Here is a 19057-nt window from a genome sequence, read left to right as displayed (position 1 = left end):
TGCGGCAAATAGTACGGACACGGAGCTAACAACATGAAAAAGCCAACCTTACACTATGATATCGCAGCCAAAAACACAGGCGCACACCTAATTGACGTGCAAATCACCATAGCGCAATCCGACCACGATGTCATTGCCAAAATGCCCAAATGGATTCCTGGCAGCTATAAAATTCGTGATTATGCGCGTCATGTCCAAGCATTTGCCGCTTATGACACCGATAACCATCCGCTTTCTTGGCAAAAAACAGATGGCGATACGTGGCAAATTCATAGCGGCAATCAGCCGCTGACGATTACCTACCAAATCTATGCCTACGATCTATCCGTGCGTGGCGCCTACCTAGATGACCAACGGCTTTTCCTCAATCCATGCTGTGTTTGCCTAGACATTATCCATCTATCAAACCAACCGCGAACTATCACCGTCACCCCGCCTGGACCGTGGCCATGTTTTACACAACTTATTCCACACCTTATCCCTAACTCACCCAACTCATTAGGCTCATCCAACCAGCATGTAGCCGCTGACACAACCAGCAAAACCTACTACGCAGAAAACCACGACTTACTGATTGACAGCCCTATCGAGTCAGCCCAACACACCATGCAACAAACAGTGTCTGTGGCACAAATTCCGCATCACGTGGTGTTTACTGGGCAATTATTGCCTGACTACGATATCACAAGAATCAGCGCATCGATTGCCGCCATTTGCCAAGCCCAAATACAGCTTTTTAACGGCACACCGCTGACAAACGACTATCATTTTATGACCTACATTGAGCCCAACCTCTATGGCGGCTTAGAACACTTGCATTCAACTGCACTCATGGCATCCCCTGAGATGATATTACGTCAAGACGCACCACTGGATAAACCAACGATTGATTTTTTGGGTCTGTGTTCGCACGAATATTTTCACTTATGGAATATCAAACGCCTACGCCCAACCGATTACCTGCATTATGACTTATACCAACCCCAGCACAGCGAAATGCTTTGGCTGTTTGAGGGGTTTACCTCCTATTACGATGAAGTCTTCCTAAGACGTGCCAACATCATTGACGAGGCAACCTTCCTTGACCGCCAAGCCAGCAATCTATCACGGGTTCTCGCAACACCAGGTCGTCATTTACAAAGCCTTGCGGAATCCAGCTTCGATGCATGGACAAAGCTCTATCAAGCCGACAACAACTCACGAAACCATATGGTGAGTTACTACAGCAAAGGGGCTATTTTTGCCCTATACCTTGATTTGTGGCTCAGGCTACACACACAAAATCAGGCGAGTCTTGATGACTTAATGCGCTGGTTATGGCAGCATTATGGCCAAGACAACCGCGGTATTGACGAGATGGACGCGCTGGCTGGTTGCAAACAGCTTGTCTCGGCGGATAAACACACTGACCTAGAGCGGCTTTTTAACACAGGCATCCATGGCACTCAGGACTTACCGCTTGCAGACATCTTAACCAATTTTGGCATCGATTATGAATTAAGCCCAGCCAAAACGAAAAATCAAGTACACACCAGCGAACCAGGCTTTCGTATTAGTAAAAATTCACGTCATAATATCGACATCACTTTCCTTGATAGTCTAAGCCACGCCGCCCAAGTCGGCGTATCGGTTGACGATGAAATTATCGCCATTAATCACCAACACATTGCCAGTCTCGATACAACAGCCGTGTTATTCACCAATCAACCGGGTGAAAGTATCCAACTAACGCTCAACCGTCGCGGCCGTCTATTTGAAAAACACGTAATATTAGCGCCACCCGCAGCAACCCAAGTGACCCTAAAAGCCACTCAACAAACCGCACTGGGCCAAGCATGGTTAGAAACAACCGTTTAACGCGACTCAACCCTGTTACGCTTGGCAGGCATAACGTTCGTTGATGCGCGTAAACTGTCGTTCAATTTGTGTTAGTAGCTGCTGATCTTTGCGCCGATTGCCTACATAAACAAATAATTGTGTATCAATCGCTGCCGTTACTTGCAGATAACCACGATACACTTTGCAATAATAGGCGGCGAAGTCATTGCGATAGAGCTGGCTGTTGGCAAGCGCATCTTCACGCAATAAGTATTGATACATCCGCACTACATTATTCGATAGCGGCTGTTGCAGCATAATCGCAGGGTCTTTTTGGTTAAGTAAAATCCACTGACGATTATTATTTATAATTTCAAGCTGTAGTGCGACGGCAATATCGGCTTTTGACTGCGCTTTATAGGAAAAATCACCGAACCAATTTGCCTGCGCCCAAGCCATGCTAGAAAAACCAAACCCTGAAAAAATGACAATCAAGGCGATCAAGGTAAGCCGTTTGGATAGTAACGGCAAAACGACGAATGAAGAAAAGAATATACGAAATCGGCTTACACCTAATTTATTCACGGCTAATTTATTCACGACTACAACACCCCGAGAAAAGACTCAGTATAATTCTTATTATCGCTATGTCAAACGCTATATTAACCAGCGCAATATCTGACTAAAAAATCTGACAAAATCACCTGACAAAGTTGCTCGGCAAAATCACCCTGCCATTTCATCTGATTAGCGACTCGGGGGTAGGATTTTATTCTTTTATACCAAACAATAAAATAGAAAGCATACTATTTCTCTATCCCTAAATGAGTATACGCTTTTTGCGTTGCAACGCGCCCTTTGGGTGTACGCATTAAATAACCTTGCTGAATAAGGTATGGCTCTAGGACGTCCTCAATTGTCCCTCTTTCCTCGCCGATTGCCGCAGCCATCGTATCTAGACCAACGGGGCCGCCTGCAAATTTATCGATAATGTCGCCTAACAAGCGGCGGTCTAAATGATCAAAACCCGCATTGTCTACATGCAGCATACCCAATGCTTGGCGGGTAATATCGATTGAGATTTTGCCGTGCGATTTAACCTCACTAATATCACGAATACGGCGCAACAAGCGATTGGCGATTCGCGGTGTGCCTCGTGCCCGCTGTCCAATTTCTAACGCGGCGAGCTCATGGCATTCAACGCCCAACAAGCGTGCAGAGCGCATCACGATTTTTTGCAGCTCATCGGGCGAGTAAAATTCTAAGCGCTGCACAATACCAAACCGATCGCGCAACGGTGATGTCAATAATCCTGCACGGGTGGTTGCACCCACCAGCGTAAATGGTGGCAATTCGAGTTGGATAGAGCGTGCAGCAGGCCCTTCACCAATAACGATGTCAATTTTATAGTCCTCCATTGCAGGGTATAATATTTCTTCGACCACGGCGCTTAGCCGATGAATTTCATCGATAAAAAGCACGTCATGCGCTTCTAAGTTAGTCAAAATGGCGGCTAAATCACCCGCTTTATCCAGCACAGGGCCAGACGTCGTTCGCAAATTTACCCCCATCTCCACCGCAATAATATTCGCTAAGGTCGTTTTGCCCAATCCTGGCGGACCAAATAATAACGTGTGATCTAGCGGCTCTTGGCGATTACGTGCCGCTTGAATAAAGATACTCATTTGCTCGCGAATAGGGACTTGGCCGATGTACTCGGTGAGCTGTTTGGGACGAATGGCGCGGTCAATGTCTTGTTCCACGCGAGAATTCCCCTCAACCTCGGCGCTTACCAGTCTATCTGATTCAATCATGGTGATATTATCCTTTGGTTACCGCTTCATTCTGGTTTGTAACGCCCCACGAATGACGACTTCGCTAGTCATACCTGATTCGTAGTATTGATCCACCATTTTGTCGGCCTCGCTCATTTTGTAGCCCAATGCAACCAATGCCTCGGCTGCTTCTGTTTTGATCTGTCGATCATTGGCAGCCATTGGGTTGTTCGTATTTACCGCCGCTCCCTGTGGCGACATAACTGGGAACTTATCCTTGAGCTCAATTAACAAACGTTCAGCAGTTTTTTTACCGATACCAGGCAAGCTCACCAGCATATTAATATCATGATTGGCAATAACGACGGCCAACTCATCAACTTTCATCCCCGACAAAATGACAATCGCCATCTTAGGCCCAACACCATTAACCTTAATCAGTAAACGGAACGCATCGCGCTCAGCTAAATTGGCAAAACCAAACAACACATGCGCATCATCACGAATGGATAAATGCGTATAAATCAACACGTCTCCACCGACCTCAGGCAACTGGGAAAAAACAGTCATCGTTGCCTCTACGTCGTAGCCAACGCCTGCGCATTCAATAATTAAATGGGGCGGTTTTTTATACCGCAATACCCCTTGTAAGCTTGCAATCATATAGGAATTACCGTTATTGCGTTGACGAATAATTAACTGGTCTCATTAATTGTCTAATTTTTTGAATTTCGTAACAGAAATTAATGCTATTCTAGCTCAAAAGCCGTTTAGTTGCTATCAATTACCAAGATTTATTCTCTGTCTGCTGCCCTATTTAGCCTACCGATTCCTTATAACCGACTACCTTTAGCGCCGAGTACCATCATCACTTAACCGACGAAATCGCTGTGGATCTTGGTGCAACCCCGCCGTCTGCCAGATACCCACAGCCTGTTGCTTTGCTTGGCGCATTGTCACAATATACTCAGGTGGCGGCTGATAGCGGGGATACACCGTGGCCATACCCAATTTAACAATACCTAGCCCGACATCTTGGTTATTTACTTTAATCTTGCCCAAATGGCGTTGGTAGGCATCTAGGCCGATAATTTTCACGTCAACGCGGGGTGCGAGCAAGTCAACCAGTGCAGACTTTGCCAGCCCCCCCCAGGGCGATTGCGCTAATTCTGGGGCATCAATGTCCATGATGCGTATCTCGATAACCTGCCCCGCACAATCGAGACGAAGCGAATCGCCATCTAACACTACTGGGTGATAGCAAACCATCCATTGCTGCCGTGGTAATCCATTATCTAACTGCTCATTGCTTAACTGCCCATTACCTAGCCGCTCTGCTGGCATACCAGCGGCCAAATGAGACGCCGAGTTTGGCTGATTGTCGCTTTGCGGTGATATCGATTGCTTTTGTGGCCAATCGCCGCGCAAAATAACGATACCGATAACCAACAAACTCGATAGCAATAAATAGCTAGTGTGGCTCAAAAGATACGCTTTAACGCGCCAAATGACTGTCTGATTTTTCATCAATCAAAAAACCATCCATGCAGACCCCCATCCATAAAGACCCTACTCATGCAGACCGATTAATAACTAAAAAAACCAGCGCGTGGCTGGTTTTTTTAGTTGGTCCTTATTTTTTTATCGCAGTATTGCCATACGAGTCATTGATACGCTCTCGCATTTCTTTACCGGCTCTGAAGTAAGGAATCGCTTTGGCCTCGACTTGTACTTTCTCTCCCGTTTTCGGGTTACGACCAATACGTGCATCGCGATGATGCAGAGAAAAACTACCAAACCCACGAATTTCAACACGATTTCCTGACTCTAAGGTATGGCAAATCTCCTCAAACGTGGTATATACCGCTTCCTTGACGTCTTTATTTTTCCAATGATCAAATCGAATCGTTAAATTTTCAATTAACTCTAGTTTTGTCATTATTTATCACCTAGTTATGATTGTCTTGATATTATCTCGCACAATCGAATTATTATCAAACTAAACTTAGTACTTTTTTCATTGCAAAGGGAGGGCGCTTACCTCGCTAACGGTGTCTGCACACTCCCCTGCAATGAATCAAGCGACGATTAATCGTCTTTTAGCTCTTTAAATATGTCGCCCAAACTGGTACCAGAGGTACTCGTTTCAGAACGCATAAAGTCTTTGATTGTGGCTTTTTCTTCGGCTTGATCTTTGGCACGAATCGATAATGACACTTGCTTGGTTTTGCGATCAATATTGGTGATTTTGGCTTCCACCTCATCGCCAACGCTTAACTTAGTCGTTAAATCGTCAACCTGCTCTTGAGAGAATTCGCTTGCACGTAACTCACCCACCACATCGTCTGCCAATAAAACCGTTGCCGCCTGAGGCGTTACTTCACTCACTTTCCCTGTCACAATCGCACCACGACCATTATCACCTAAGAACGTTGAGAATGGGTCTTTATCCAATTGCTTAATGCCCAAAGAAATACGCTCACGCTCAGAATCCACCGCCAAAATAATGGCTTCGATTTCTTGTCCTTTGCTGTAATCACGAACGGCCTCTTCGCCTGTTTTATTCCATGACAAATCAGACAAGTGAATTAAACCGTCTATATCGCCTTCTAGGCCAATAAACACACCAAAATCGGTGATAGATTTAATCGCACCCTTGACCGTATCGCCTTTTTGATACTTAGTCGCAAAGTCTGTCCATGGGTTTGATTGGCATTGCTTCATGCCCAGTGAAATACGACGACGCTCTTCGTCAATTTCTAAAATCATCACTTCAGTTTCTTGACCTAGTGAAACAAACTTACGCGGGTTAACGTTTTTATTGGTCCAATCCATTTCAGAGACGTGTACCAAACCTTCAACACCGTCTTCAAGCTCAATAAAACAACCGTAGTCAGCGACATTAGAGACTTTACCAAAGTGTCTAGTGCCCACTTGGTAACGACGTGAGATGTCTTCCCAAGGATCTTCGCCCAGTTGTTTTAAACCTAATGAAACACGATCACGGTCTTTTTCAAAACGCAGTACTTTAACATCAATTTCATCACCAATGTTGACCACTTCTGATGGGTATTTAATCCGCTTCCATGACATGTCAGTAATGTGCAATAGGCCATCAACCCCACCTAAATCAAGGAATGCACCGTAATCGGTCAAATTCTTAACAACCCCTTTGATCACATCGCCTTCTTTTAAGTTGGTTAGCAATTGCTCACGCTCTGCTTTGTACTCTGATTCGACGACTGCGCGACGAGAAACAACAACATTATTGCGTTTTTCATCAAGCTTAATAACTTTAAACTCTAGGTCTTTATCTTTTAGGTAAGAAGGATCTTTAACAGGGCGTACATCGACCAACGAGCCAGGTAAAAACGCGCGAATATCGCCCAAATCTACCGTAAATCCACCTTTGACGCTACCAGTAATTTGACCTGTCACAGTCACTTCGTCGGCTAAAATACCTTCTAGTCGTTTCCATGCTTTGAGTCGCTTCGCTTTTTCAAACGACAGTCGTGTTTCGCCAAAGCCATTCTCTACCGCTTCTAGCGCGACTTCAACTTCATCCCCAACATTTAGCGTCATTTCGCCATCTGCGTTGGCAAATTCCGACACAGGAATAAACCCCTCGGATTTCAACCCTGCATTGACGACGACAAAATCTTTGCCAATGTCTGCAACCGTCGCTGTAACGATTGTCCCTACTTCTAATTCGATGGAATCCAAACTTTTTTCAAAGAGGTCCGCAAAACTTTCAGTCATAAAATTATTTTCTCAATTTGTTGTCATTGTTTATGGCAAAATGCCCCCTAATCGCACAGTTTGCATGATTTTTTCATACACCTGCGCTTCTGTGTCAACACTGGTATCAATCACCACCGCATCCTCTGCTGGTATAAGCGGCGCCTCATCGCGAGTGCTGTCACGCGCATCCCGATCTACTAACTCGGAAAAAACGGCGTCTAGGGTAACATTTTTTGCATGTTTGCTCAACTGTTTATATCGTCTTTCTGCACGCACTGCTGTCACAGCCGTCAAAAACAGCTTCACATCAGCGTGCGGAAAAACCACCGTACCCATGTCGCGCCCATCTGCGACAATACCCGGCAGCTTGACAAACGCCTGCATAAAAGCAAACAAAGCACGGCGAACAGACGCGTGCACTGCAATCTGAGATGCGGCTTTTGATACGTTTTCTTCGCGGATTTTTGTCGTAACATCCGTTCCATTTAAGTACACTTTGTCGTCATCAAATTCTACGTGCAAGTTTTGCACCGCCTTTTCTGCGTCACTGGCGATATTTGGGTCTAGTCGTTGCTGCAACGCATTGACTGCGACCAATCGGTACAACGCACCACTGTCTAACAAGTGATACCCGAGCTCGCTTGCCAATCGTTTTGCCATCGTGCCTTTACCGACAGCGCTTGGGCCGTCAATCGTGATGATTTTCGCAATCGGCACGGCGTTATCCATCCGACGTGCCTGCTAAATCGTTTGTTTCCTCGACGGACATCCCAACCGCTGCCGCCAATGCACGAAAGTTTGGAAACGATGTCGCCACATGCGCGCATTGTAATATGGTAATTGCCTGACAAGCACGCGTCCCCGCCACCGCAAACGCCATCGCAATGCGGTGATCGGTCAGACTATCAATTGTCGCTGCATTAGGAAATGGATTATCTGAATTACCATGAATAACCATGCCGTCCTCAAGCACCTCGCACTTAACACCTAGCGCCGCCAATCCCGTTGCCATGGCAGCAATTCGGTCGCTTTCTTTGACTCGTAGCTCTTTGGCATCACGTAATATAAAGGTGCCTGTTGCACAAGCAGCGGCAACAAAAATCACCGGGAACTCATCAATAGCAAGCGGTACTAACTCGCGCGGCACGGTAATGCCTTTAAGCGTTGAAGCGCGCACCACCACATCAGCAATGGGCTCATCACCGACTTTACGCTGATTTTCCAACGTCAAATCCGCACCCATCTGTTGTAATATATCAATAATCCCTGTGCGTGTCGGATTCACCCCGACACCGCGAATAGTCAACACACTACCCGCTGGCGCAATAGCCGCTACCACCATAAAAAAAGCAGCACTCGAAATATCACCAGGTATGGTAATTTGCGTGGCATTTAACACACCACCGCCTTGTAGTTTGGTGGTGCGAGATTCGCCTGTCACAATCGTCTCAACTGGGTAGCCAAAGCTTCTCAACATTCGTTCAGTGTGATCTCGACTCACACCAGGCTCATGAACAATTGTTTCACCCTCGGCGTAAATCCCCGCCAATAGTAATGCGGACTTGACTTGTGCGGAGGCGACCGATTGATGATAAGTCACGCCATGCAAGCCAGAACTCGGGGCAATCGCAATTGGCGCGCACCCTGCGGCATTTACCGAGACATTCGCGCCCATTTGCTTGAGTGGCTCGGCAACACGCTTCATCGGGCGTTGCATCAACGACGCATCACCGACTAACGTACTAGCAAACGACTGCCCCGCCAAAACACCGGCCAACAATCGCATTCCTGTCCCCGAATTACCGACATCGATGGGTTTTGCAGGGGCTTGCAACCCATTTATTCCGACGCCTTCGATACAAATCACGTCATCTTGGTCGGTAATATTAACTCCCATGGCTTCAAAAGCTTGTCGAGTGGCGACACAATCATCGCCAGACAAAAAACCGCGAATTTCGGTTACCCCTTTCGCCAGTGCCCCCAGCATAATACTGCGGTGCGAAATAGACTTATCCCCTGGCACACGGATGTCGCCCGAAATTTGTTGCGATGGATTGGTTTGCCAACTGCTCATTGTCACTCCGTTTTTTATTCTTCTAGATTTCATCAAGACAGTCACCTAACTAACGGGGCTAACCAACAGGGGCTAACCAACAGGGGCTAACCAACAAGGACAACCAACTAAGCAACCACCTTAAGACAGACTATCGATTATATCAATTAAAGGGCTATTTTAGCCATCCCAAACAAAATAACAATCGATAAATAACAATCAACGACAATCCAATTTCGATTTTGCAAACAAAAAAAGCCCTGCAACATCGCAGGGCTTTCGTCGTCTTAGCAATTAATTTCAATCAGTAATCAAACGCCGTTAGGTTAAATACCTCCATTTGTCCTGCATTTGGTCCTGCTGTCAATGTCACTGACAAGGTATAGCTGCGCCCGTTGTTTTGCGTCAGACTCGCTGTGCCGACGGCTTTTCGCACAACATTGGCTGGGTCAAATGCCTGCATTGGATTGCCGCCGCTGTAGCTTGGACTGTAAACGACATACTGATTTTCATCGTCTGCCGACGGCTCAATGGTGTACCATGCAGACTGTCCGTTTTCGTCATAAACGAACCACTGGACAAACACACGAGACGCTCGATTAGACACATAAAGCCCTTGGCCACTCTTATCAGGCGCCCAATAGACGCCGTCTCCTGCTTGGCGATCATTGCCATTAAATCGAGTTAGGTCTAAATCATAATCCCCCTCGCTAGTGCGCACAGACAGCGCCACGGTATCGGCTGATTTATCGTAAACCAATGACCCTGAGCCAATAATTGTTGGTGTCACATTGTCACGACTCCACTGCCCGCCAATGGCTTGGCCATCATAACGATAGGTATAGACATCACCGCCTGCGGTAAATCCTGCGTCACTCTCGTCGGTTACAGGAATACCTTCTAATGTACTCCAGTAAGGCTGACCCTCAGCATCGTAGCCATAAATGCGCACCACAACGCGGTTGTCTAAGCGTTTGATTGACACACCATAACCACCTTTGTCTTCATCCCACCACAAATCACTGATGCCACCACAGTCATATGTTGCACAATAACGACGGGTGCTATAATCCTCAGTTGGCAATTTACCGACCGTGCCCCGTGCCTCCACATAGTCGACAAAGGCTTGCGCATAATCTAAGAACGTGTCTTCTGCACGCAGTGGGTCATTAAACACGCGCTTCATCGTGTCGTAGCCATCACCGCCTGATGCGATAAAGCTATTGGTTGCGACCAGATAAAATTCACTCGGGTCGATTGACGCCCAACTATCACTGCCCTTGACCTTGACTTCGAGGTTTTGAATGCGCTCACCAAAGGCACGACCTGCCGCCACATCAAATCGCAATCCTGCGGCATAAGGATACGCACCACTTGAACCGCCATCCACATAAAGCGCAACGTCGATGGCTTCCTCTAGGGTTTGTTTAATTTCTGCGCCTGTCATATCGAGATTAACAATCGTATTCGCAAATGGCAATAATCGGTAGGCATCACCGATGGTTAATTCACCCGCAGGGATATCAATTCGCACACCGCCTGCATTTTGGATAGTTACATCCGATAGTACGCTCATTTCTCGGAATGCTTCGGCAACCACCATCGTAATATCTGAGCCACGCTCAGCCGTCTCCGAGACATCACACAAACTACTGCGCCCTTGCCCAGGAATACGCTCCAAACACAAGTTCTCAGCAATGTTACCAATCACTGTGGTTTCTAATTCCTCGGCCTGCGCGGCATAATCAGCCAGCACCATTTCAGCATTCGCATCTGGTGTCACCATCGTTAGACCAGAGATTGCAGCCAGTTCGGCCTGTACCGTTGCCAGCGCGTCACCCGTAAGTGTTTCATCATCGCGGACAAAAGTATCACCCAGCAACAAATGTGGCGTTCCCTCACACGAAGTCAATGCCCCTGCATCATCAAAGTTTAACGCCAACTCGCCAACCACTGCCGCATATTGCCATGCTTGCACGATACAAACCAAATCACCATCCGCGTTAGTGACACGCGTCGGGTAAGCACCCTGTGGATTAAGCCCAACCTCGGCAAATTGCTCACCCAACAACGAATGCGAATCCCCGCCTATGATGGCATCAACGTGCGATAATTGCGCCGCCAGTGCGATATCATTTTGATATTGATAATGCGTCACCAAGACGATTTGATTGATACCCATCGCCACTAATTCATTAATATACGTTTGTGCCGTCTCCAATTCGTCAGCAAACACCGTTGTCTCGTCTGGGCTAGACGATTGTTTGGTTTTATTGGCGATATCAATCCCGATAAATCCGACTTGTTGATCGCCAAACGATTTAATCGCTGTGCGCTTTAAATAGTCATCAACCGCGTTAGGCGCTAGCGGTGAGACACCGACTTCAGGACTGACATTCGACCCCAATACTGTCGTATCGCAACTACCATCAAGCAGATAATCCAAAAACGTCTTTAGCCCCGCATCGCCCGCGTCAAACTCATGGTTACCGACTGTAAATACATCAAAACAAACGGTATTCATCAGTGCCGCGTCAGCCTCACCCTTAAACAAGGTATAGAATAAATCCCCAGTTATGGCGTCGCCTGCGTGAATTTTAACATGGTGCTCACTGCGCGCTGCTTGGGCGTTGATTTGCGCAGTGACACGCGGAAAACCGCCCAGCTCGACTTCCACTTCACCCGAAGGCAGCATCAAATCAATATCCTCTGGATTAAGGTGTGAATGGTGGTCATTAATGTGTGAAATGTTTAGCGTAAAATCCGCGCTGGCCTGCCAACTCACACAGCCAAGTAATATGATGGGTAGTAACTTTTTCAAAACCAATCTCCTAAAATATATGTAAACGTTATACCTATTGCTGACATGGGGCATCGTAACGATTTATTATTGCAGTTTGATTAACAAAAAATGACCGTTTTGTGACAGTATCCCAACTATTTCCCGACTGCCCTTCCGACTACTTATCGACCATATCCATCACTCAACGCTTTCGACCGCTAAAACGACACAAGTGTCACATCGACCTAAAATTAGCGTATAATTGTGTTATTCAAATACAGACCACTGTCATCCATAACTATTGAGGATTTTATGTATCTCGTTATTTCTCCTGCCAAAACATTGGACTTTGACACTCCGCCACAGACAAAAACAGCGACGCAACCTCAGTTTTTGACGCACGCGCAAACCCTCATTGATACGGCGAAAAAATTGTCCCCAGAGGATATTTCGGCATTAATGAAAATTAGTGACAAATTAGGGCTACTTAATTTTGAGCGCTTCCAAGACTGGCAAACCCCATTTTCTCTAGATAATGCCAAACAAGCCATTTTAGCGTTTAAAGGCGACGTCTATACGGGGCTGGACGCGAATAGCCTTAGCGACCACGACTTGCAGTGGGCTAACGCGCATTTAGGCATTTTATCTGGGCTTTACGGGCTACTTCGGCCGCTGGACTTGATGCAACCTTATCGCCTAGAAATGGGCACAAAATTCCAGACAAACACCGCCAAAGACTTGTATGGTTTTTGGGGTGACACCATCACCGAGGCGATTAACGCACAATTGCATGACGAAAAACACCCCGTGTTGATTAATCTCGCCTCCAATGAATATTTTAGCGCCATCAACACTCGCCTTTTGGCGGCTAAAGTCATCACACCGGTGTTTAAAGACGAGAAAAATGGACAATACAAAATCATCAGTTTTTATGCCAAAAAAGCACGCGGACTCATGGCAAGATGGATTATCGAGCAGCGCCTAACCGATTACCGCGACTTAAAGAAATTCGCCGTTGATGGTTACTATTTTGTCGCGGATGACTCAACAGACAATACCGTGGTATTTCACCGTGATAGTATGGGTTAAACAACCCATCACGCCAATTAGCAAACAACTATTAGCAAACAACTATTTAATCCGCACCAATCATTTGTTCAGATTTTACCCAGTTATTGCTTGTATTGTTGTATCTTATTTTAACCTAGCGCAAGAGTCGCCTGTCGAAAAATCACCAATAAAAAATTGCTACCGCAATATAAAAACTAACAAAACTAGTTATATACACGAATATAACAGCGCCGATTCTGACGAGAATGGATTCATGGTTTATCACATTAAACGGCCAGAATCGCAGCCTAAAAATAGCCCTCCATAGCTTAGGGACAATAATAAACCACTGAACATAGCCAATACACATAATAATACTCACAAAAACAAACCCTATTATAGGTTCGGCTATAGTTTGTGCCATATCGTGACCAAAAGATAGGTTTTCTAGCATTGTTTCTAGCGTTTTTAAGTCATAGAAATAATCTTCAATTCCTTTTGCTGCTATAAACCCCAATGGTAACGCTAAGAAAATGGATATAAGCGCCGCAAAAACGAAACGAAACTCATCCGTCACATAGATGAAATCATATAGAAAAACAGCGGTGGGTAATAAAAAATAACCTACCTTTAGGTAGGTTATTTTTTCGATTTTTAGCATAAACGTCTCCTGTGATAGTGTCGCAATCCGATCAATCCACTATCAACGAGCTATCTGCTAATCGTCAATTACTACTACAAGCTGCGCCTTTCAGGTTAGCTAATTTCACTAGGTTAAATGACTTGGTTCCATCTTCGCCTGACAGGGTCGCACTACCGCTATTGCAGTTATCAAACCTGATTTGCAGTGTACCCCAATCTCGAATACCACTATTGCCATCTGTCGGTGCGTTTGTAAATGTACCGCCGTTACCTGCATAGCCCGTATAAACGGGTATCGTATAAGTCTGACCAGGCACTACTGTATCAACTGGCAAGGCGTCTGATAACAACCAATGCGTATCACCATTTGCACCACTTTTATAGCCATAAAAATACGCCAGCAACTGATTGTTCGTTGTATTAATGACATTAAACCCAAGACCGTTTTCAGTCGTGTCGTACCACGTGCCGCTGATATTGAAAAACGGATTATTAGTAACTGCATCACCGCATTCAGCGCCTTTGACATTGGCTAGCTTAATCATATCAAATGACTTGGTACCATTATCACCAATCAAGGTTGCCGTCGCGGTACCGCAGCCAGTAAAGGTAAGCTCGACGTTGCCCCATTCGGTCAAGCCGCTTCTGTCCGTAGTCGGGGCGCTATCAAAGCGACCGCCATTGCCCGCAAAACCCGTATAGACAGGCAGGGTGTAGGTTTTGCCCTGTTCAATTTGCGATACGGCCAAAGCGTCCGTCAATAACCACAGCGCATCGCCAGTAGTGTTGCCGTTAGTGTTGCCATCAGCATTTTCATAGCCATAAAAATACGCCACCAACTGGTCGTTCGCTGTTTGAATCATGTTAAACCCTAAACCACTCTGGTTGCGGTCATACCACGTACCGCTGATGTTGGGTATGGTCTCGCCTAACTCTGCCACAAAAATATCGAACGCTTGATTGGTGTCATTAGGCACCAAGTTAGTATTACTCGAACCAAATGCCACCGTTTGACCATCGGCTGATAAACTAGGGAATCCACTACCTATAAAATAAATATTATTATCTTCGACTAAATTAACAATGACTTCGGTTTGCTCCGTCTTTTGGTCATAAATATAAACCCCATAACCAACATCAGGGCATGGCGAAAAAAGGCACTCAATTTCAGATGAGTAAGCAATATATCGCCCATCGGCAGATAATGATAACGATACAGAATCATATGGAGCTATGGAAATTGGAATTCGTTTGATTTCTCCTGTCTCGCGGTCGTGAACAAAAATATCATAGTCGTTATTCGTATCACCCGCCACCAGGTTGTCTGCATCCGATGAAAACGCCACGTAACGACCATCGGCTGAAATCGTAGGGTACGAAGAATAGTCGTTGTTCGCCTGCACGCCTGCGCTATTGACACTGACACGGGTTGTCTCGCCTGTCTCGCGGTCGTGAACAAATACATCCCAGTCGTTATTCGTATCACCCGCCACCAGGTTATCTGCATACGATGCAAATGTCACGTACCGACCATCGGCTGAAATCGCTGGCGAATCAGACACGCTGTTCGCCTGCGCACCTGCGCTACTGACACTGACACGGGTGGTCTCGCCCGTCTCACGGTCGCGCACAAACACATCCCTTGCATCATTCGTATCACCCGCCACCAAGTTATCTGCCCTTGAGTCAAACGCCACGTACCGACCATCGGCTGAAATCGCTGGCAAACCAGAAGAGCTGCTCGCCTCAGCGCCTTCGCTATTCACACTCACACGGGTTGTCTCGCCCGTCTCACGGTCGTGCACAAAAATATCGCTGGCACCATTCGTATCACCCGCCACCAGATTATTTGCCTCTGATTCAAACGCCACATAGCGACCATCGGCTGAAATCGCAGGCGATTCAGACTCGTCGTTCGCCTGCTCGCCTGCGCTACTCACACTGACACGGGTGGTCTCGCCCGTCTCACGGTCGTGCACAAATACATCCCATATGCCATACGTATCACCCGCCACCAGATTATCTGCCTCTGATTCAAACGCCACGTAGCGACCATCGGCTGAAATCGTAGGCCTAGAGTAAAAACCCCCCCGGTTTGCTTCTTCGCCTGCGCTATTGACACTGACTCGCGTGACTTCTTGTGCATAACCCACCAACGCACAAGATAGCCCGGATAACAAGCAGATGGTTTTTACCAACGGCTTAGCGCGGCTTGAAAACACCCCTGCAAATTGATGCATAATATGCTGATTTTGACAGTCAGAACGATACATGGTTTGCTTACTCCTTGTTAATTAATTCACAGTCATCATAAAACGCACGGATAACCTTGTCAATCTAAAACCATCCATCAAGCAGCCAATTTAAAAATCAGAAACAAATAAGCACCTTCGCCCCAGATTCGCCCCAGATTCGGCTTCATTTTTTTGGACTTTTCACCAATAACGCCAGACCTAGCCAATCCTAGCCAGCGCCAATGTTACTGACAAACGTCTTCCACTGATTAACACTGATAAGCAATAACGAGGAGGAGGATAGGTATTCTAGGCGCTGTAGGGATTTTGGACACGCTAGAGGCGCTGACTAGTCTCGCGTTGACGGCGATATAGCTGGTAGCTTCTCATTTCTCATCCAAAAACGCATCAGTGGGCTAATTGAAAGCCCCTGAATTATAATTGAAAATGCGACTACCGCGTACGTTAGCAAAATCATGGTTTCACGCGCTTCGCTTTGTGGCAGTGACAGCACCAACGCGATGGGTAAACCACCCCTTAAGCCACCCCAGGTCATAAACCCCATGACATGCCTTGGAAATGGGTGCCGACATAGCTTTAAGAAGCCAATCGGAATCAAAACACTTACCCAGCGCGCGACTAATACCACCAAAATAACGACACTCATCGCCAATACCGGCACAGAAATCGTCGCAAACGACATCAGCTCTAAACCAATTAACACGAATAAAATAGCATTGAGCAGTTCATCGATAATCTTCCAAAAAATATCCAATGGCGTTCGCCCCAACTCATCCGCTGGATAATATTTACGCATGTATTGCCCTGCCATCAACCCAGCCACAACCACGGCAATCAACCCCGACACGCCAAGCACCAATGCCATCTGGTAACCACCAAATGATACAGCAAGCGTTATCAACGCATCCATGTGGTAATCATACACTTGTTCTAGCAGCCAATTACCTACCCACCCCAACAGCAAGCCGAATAAAATACCACCGACCATTTCTTCTGCAAATAAAACGGCACCTGTTATCACTGGGGTTTGTGACTCACCTAAAATCATGGCACCAATAACGGCAAACAGCACAACACCAACCCCATCATTAAACAATGATTCACCCGAAATCAATATCTCTAAATCAGCTGGCGCGCCGACACGACGCATAATCGCGAGCACCGCAATCGGATCAGTTGGAGAAATCAACGCACCAAATAACAAGCAATAAAGTAGCGGTAACTCGACTAGCCCCAGCCCATTAAATAGATAATAAATACCATAACCAACTAATGCCGTTGAGATAAAGGTACCAAAAATTGCCAAGAAAAATATCGCCCATTTTTGCTGCCATAATTTGGTCAAATTCGTGTGTAATGCACCCGCAAAGAGCATACTACTTAGCATGCCATGCATCAGTGTCTCGGAAAAATCAATCCGCTTAACGAGTTGATGGACAAAATGATCGGCATGAAACCAGTCCCAATAACCTGCCAACAAAATAAGCAGAGAGGCCACCATTGTGATAACCATCACGCCAATACTAAGCGGCATTTTGATGAATTTTTCGTTAATCACCGAGAGTAACGCTGTGGCAACCAAGAGAATCGCAATTAACTGAGGGATTTGCATAACAGCCAGTTCACCAATAAGCAAGGTAAGAAAGAGAATATTCAATGACGAAAATAATGACGCATTATTATGCCATAAAAAGCGCATCAACAAGCGCTTTTTATTATTCGCTATCCGCTAAAATCAAACCAACATATCTGACAGAAAAAGGCGCAGACTAAATCGGCACTAAATCGGCATCAAATCGCTTTATTACACATTGGCTTATTGCAAACACCGTTACAAACTCTATTGCACACTAAACAACTGGCACACCGACCAACTGTTGTTTTTTTAAATAAACCAAAATCAACGAAATCGCCGCAGGGGTTACGCCCGAAATGCGTAGCGCTTGCCCGATGGTTTCTGGGCGAATTTTGGTTAATTTTTCAACCACTTCTGCGGACAACCCTTTGACTGTTGTGTAATCAAATTGTGGGGGGATTTTTTTATCCACGTAGCGCCGCTGCTTGTCAATTTCTGTTTGTTGACGCTTGAGATAGCCTTCGTATTTCACTTCGATTTCTAGCTGCGTTTTAATCACTTGATCAAGATCTGCCGTCACACCTGGCAGTTTCTCTAACTCGCTGTATGGCATTTCAGGACGTTTTAGTAATTCATAGGCATTTGCCTCGCGGCTCAGCGTGATGGTTGCCTCGTCAGTTAGGTTATCAGGCTGTATCCACAGCGCTTTGAGTTCGGCTTTTTGCTTTTCCAAAATGGTCATTTTTTCGCAAAATGCTTGGTACCGTGCTTCGCCAACCAAACCCAGACCATGACCCATCTCAGTTAAGCGTTGATCGGCATTATCCTCACGCAACGACAACCGATATTCCGCACGGCTAGTAAACATGCGGTATGGCTCTTTGGTGCCTTGCGTAATCAAATCATCAACCATAACTCCGATATAACCTTGGTCTCGTGTGATGGTCCACGCCGGCTTGTCACCAGCTTTTAATACCGCATTAACACCAGCTAACAATCCTTGGGCGGCGGCTTCTTCGTAGCCTGTTGTGCCATTGATTTGTCCTGCAAAAAATAGCCCTTCAATGGCTTTGGTCTCTAGGCTGTGCGTGAGTCCTTGCGGATCAAAAAAATCATATTCTATCGCATAGCCTGGGCGGGTAATCACGGCATTTTCTAGCCCTTGCATACTGCGGACATAGGCAATTTGGGTTTCAAATGGCAAGCTCGTTGAGATGCCGTTAGGTGTAAGATTTCTTCGGGTTGTTTACAGTATTTTTTGAGAGAATACTGTAATGAACATGCACAAACGAATACGCTTAACACCGCTTGATCGCCAAGAGATTTGGCGTCTTTATCAAACCAGACAATGGCGAGTAACCGATT

Annotated in this window: 13 protein-coding genes and 2 pseudogenes; 2 read left to right on the top strand and 13 right to left on the bottom strand. The window is 46.1% G+C overall.

Annotation, left to right across the window (positions count from 1 at the left end; genetic code table 11):
• The first annotated feature begins 33 nt into the window (after nucleotides 1-33).
• Nucleotides 34-1857 (top strand): M61 family metallopeptidase, encoded by a 1824-nt coding sequence (locus tag GCU85_RS05655; RefSeq protein WP_152810218.1) that lies wholly within the window; start codon nucleotides 34-36, stop codon nucleotides 1855-1857.
• Nucleotides 1858-1872: 15 nt separating this feature from the next.
• Here GCU85_RS05655 and GCU85_RS05650 read toward each other — a convergent pair whose 3' ends face one another.
• From GCU85_RS05650 to GCU85_RS05610, 9 genes and pseudogenes are all read right to left on the bottom strand, one after another.
• A complete protein-coding gene (locus GCU85_RS05650) occupies nucleotides 1873-2418 on the bottom strand; it encodes a hypothetical protein (RefSeq protein ID WP_152810217.1) in 546 nt (181 codons plus the stop codon).
• A gap of 206 nt (nucleotides 2419-2624) precedes the next feature.
• Entirely contained in the window at nucleotides 2625-3632 is a 1008-nt protein-coding gene (gene ruvB, locus GCU85_RS05645) for a Holliday junction branch migration DNA helicase RuvB (RefSeq protein WP_152810216.1), read from the bottom strand.
• Nucleotides 3633-3650: 18 nt separating this feature from the next.
• The gene (gene ruvA / locus GCU85_RS05640) at nucleotides 3651-4256 is read right to left on the bottom strand and encodes a Holliday junction branch migration protein RuvA (RefSeq protein ID WP_152810215.1); all 606 of its coding nucleotides are present in this window, start codon (nucleotides 4254-4256) and stop codon (nucleotides 3651-3653) included.
• A 186-nt stretch (nucleotides 4257-4442) separates the two neighbouring features.
• Nucleotides 4443-5120: a thermonuclease family protein gene (locus tag GCU85_RS05635; protein ID WP_152810214.1), complete on the bottom strand. Its 678-nt coding sequence runs from the start codon at nucleotides 5118-5120 to the stop codon at nucleotides 4443-4445.
• A 106-nt stretch (nucleotides 5121-5226) separates the two neighbouring features.
• Entirely contained in the window at nucleotides 5227-5532 is a 306-nt protein-coding gene (locus GCU85_RS05630; protein ID WP_152810213.1) for an integration host factor subunit beta, read from the bottom strand.
• A 149-nt stretch (nucleotides 5533-5681) separates the two neighbouring features.
• The gene (gene rpsA / locus GCU85_RS05625) at nucleotides 5682-7352 is read right to left on the bottom strand and encodes a 30S ribosomal protein S1 (RefSeq protein ID WP_152810212.1); all 1671 of its coding nucleotides are present in this window, start codon (nucleotides 7350-7352) and stop codon (nucleotides 5682-5684) included.
• A 30-nt stretch (nucleotides 7353-7382) separates the two neighbouring features.
• Nucleotides 7383-8063, bottom strand: a complete 681-nt coding sequence (cmk, locus tag GCU85_RS05620) for a (d)CMP kinase (RefSeq protein WP_152810211.1) — start codon at nucleotides 8061-8063, stop codon at nucleotides 7383-7385.
• Nucleotides 8056-9387, bottom strand: a pseudogene (gene aroA / locus GCU85_RS05615) (3-phosphoshikimate 1-carboxyvinyltransferase); the annotation flags it as partial. The gene cmk and the pseudogene aroA, both read right to left, overlap by 8 nt.
• A 304-nt stretch (nucleotides 9388-9691) precedes the next feature.
• Entirely contained in the window at nucleotides 9692-12208 is a 2517-nt protein-coding gene (locus tag GCU85_RS05610) for a 5'-nucleotidase C-terminal domain-containing protein (RefSeq protein ID WP_218110565.1), read from the bottom strand.
• A 273-nt stretch (nucleotides 12209-12481) separates the two neighbouring features.
• Between GCU85_RS05610 and yaaA the strand changes: the two genes are divergently transcribed.
• Complete coding sequence (gene yaaA / locus GCU85_RS05605; RefSeq protein WP_152810208.1) at nucleotides 12482-13258, top strand: peroxide stress protein YaaA; 777 nt, start codon at nucleotides 12482-12484, stop codon at nucleotides 13256-13258.
• 142 nt (nucleotides 13259-13400) lie between these two features.
• Here yaaA and GCU85_RS05600 read toward each other — a convergent pair whose 3' ends face one another.
• From GCU85_RS05600 to GCU85_RS10390, 4 genes and pseudogenes are all read right to left on the bottom strand, one after another.
• The gene (locus GCU85_RS05600; RefSeq protein ID WP_152810207.1) at nucleotides 13401-13880 is read right to left on the bottom strand and encodes a hypothetical protein; all 480 of its coding nucleotides are present in this window, start codon (nucleotides 13878-13880) and stop codon (nucleotides 13401-13403) included.
• Between the two features lie 64 nt (nucleotides 13881-13944).
• A complete protein-coding gene (locus GCU85_RS05595; protein ID WP_152810206.1) occupies nucleotides 13945-16134 on the bottom strand; it encodes a TolB family protein in 2190 nt (729 codons plus the stop codon).
• Between the two features lie 310 nt (nucleotides 16135-16444).
• Entirely contained in the window at nucleotides 16445-17815 is a 1371-nt protein-coding gene (locus GCU85_RS05590) for a cation:proton antiporter (protein ID WP_152810205.1), read from the bottom strand.
• A gap of 151 nt (nucleotides 17816-17966) precedes the next feature.
• A pseudogene (locus tag GCU85_RS10390) lies at nucleotides 17967-18935 on the bottom strand (FAD-dependent oxidoreductase); the annotation flags it as partial.
• Between the last annotated feature and the right edge of the window lie 122 nt (nucleotides 18936-19057).

Origin of the sequence: Ostreibacterium oceani, assembly GCF_009362845.1 — a bacterium.
In the GTDB taxonomy this organism is placed as follows: Bacteria; Pseudomonadota; Gammaproteobacteria; order Cardiobacteriales; family Ostreibacteriaceae; genus Ostreibacterium; species Ostreibacterium oceani.
This window is presented reverse-complemented; position numbering and strand designations above follow the sequence as displayed.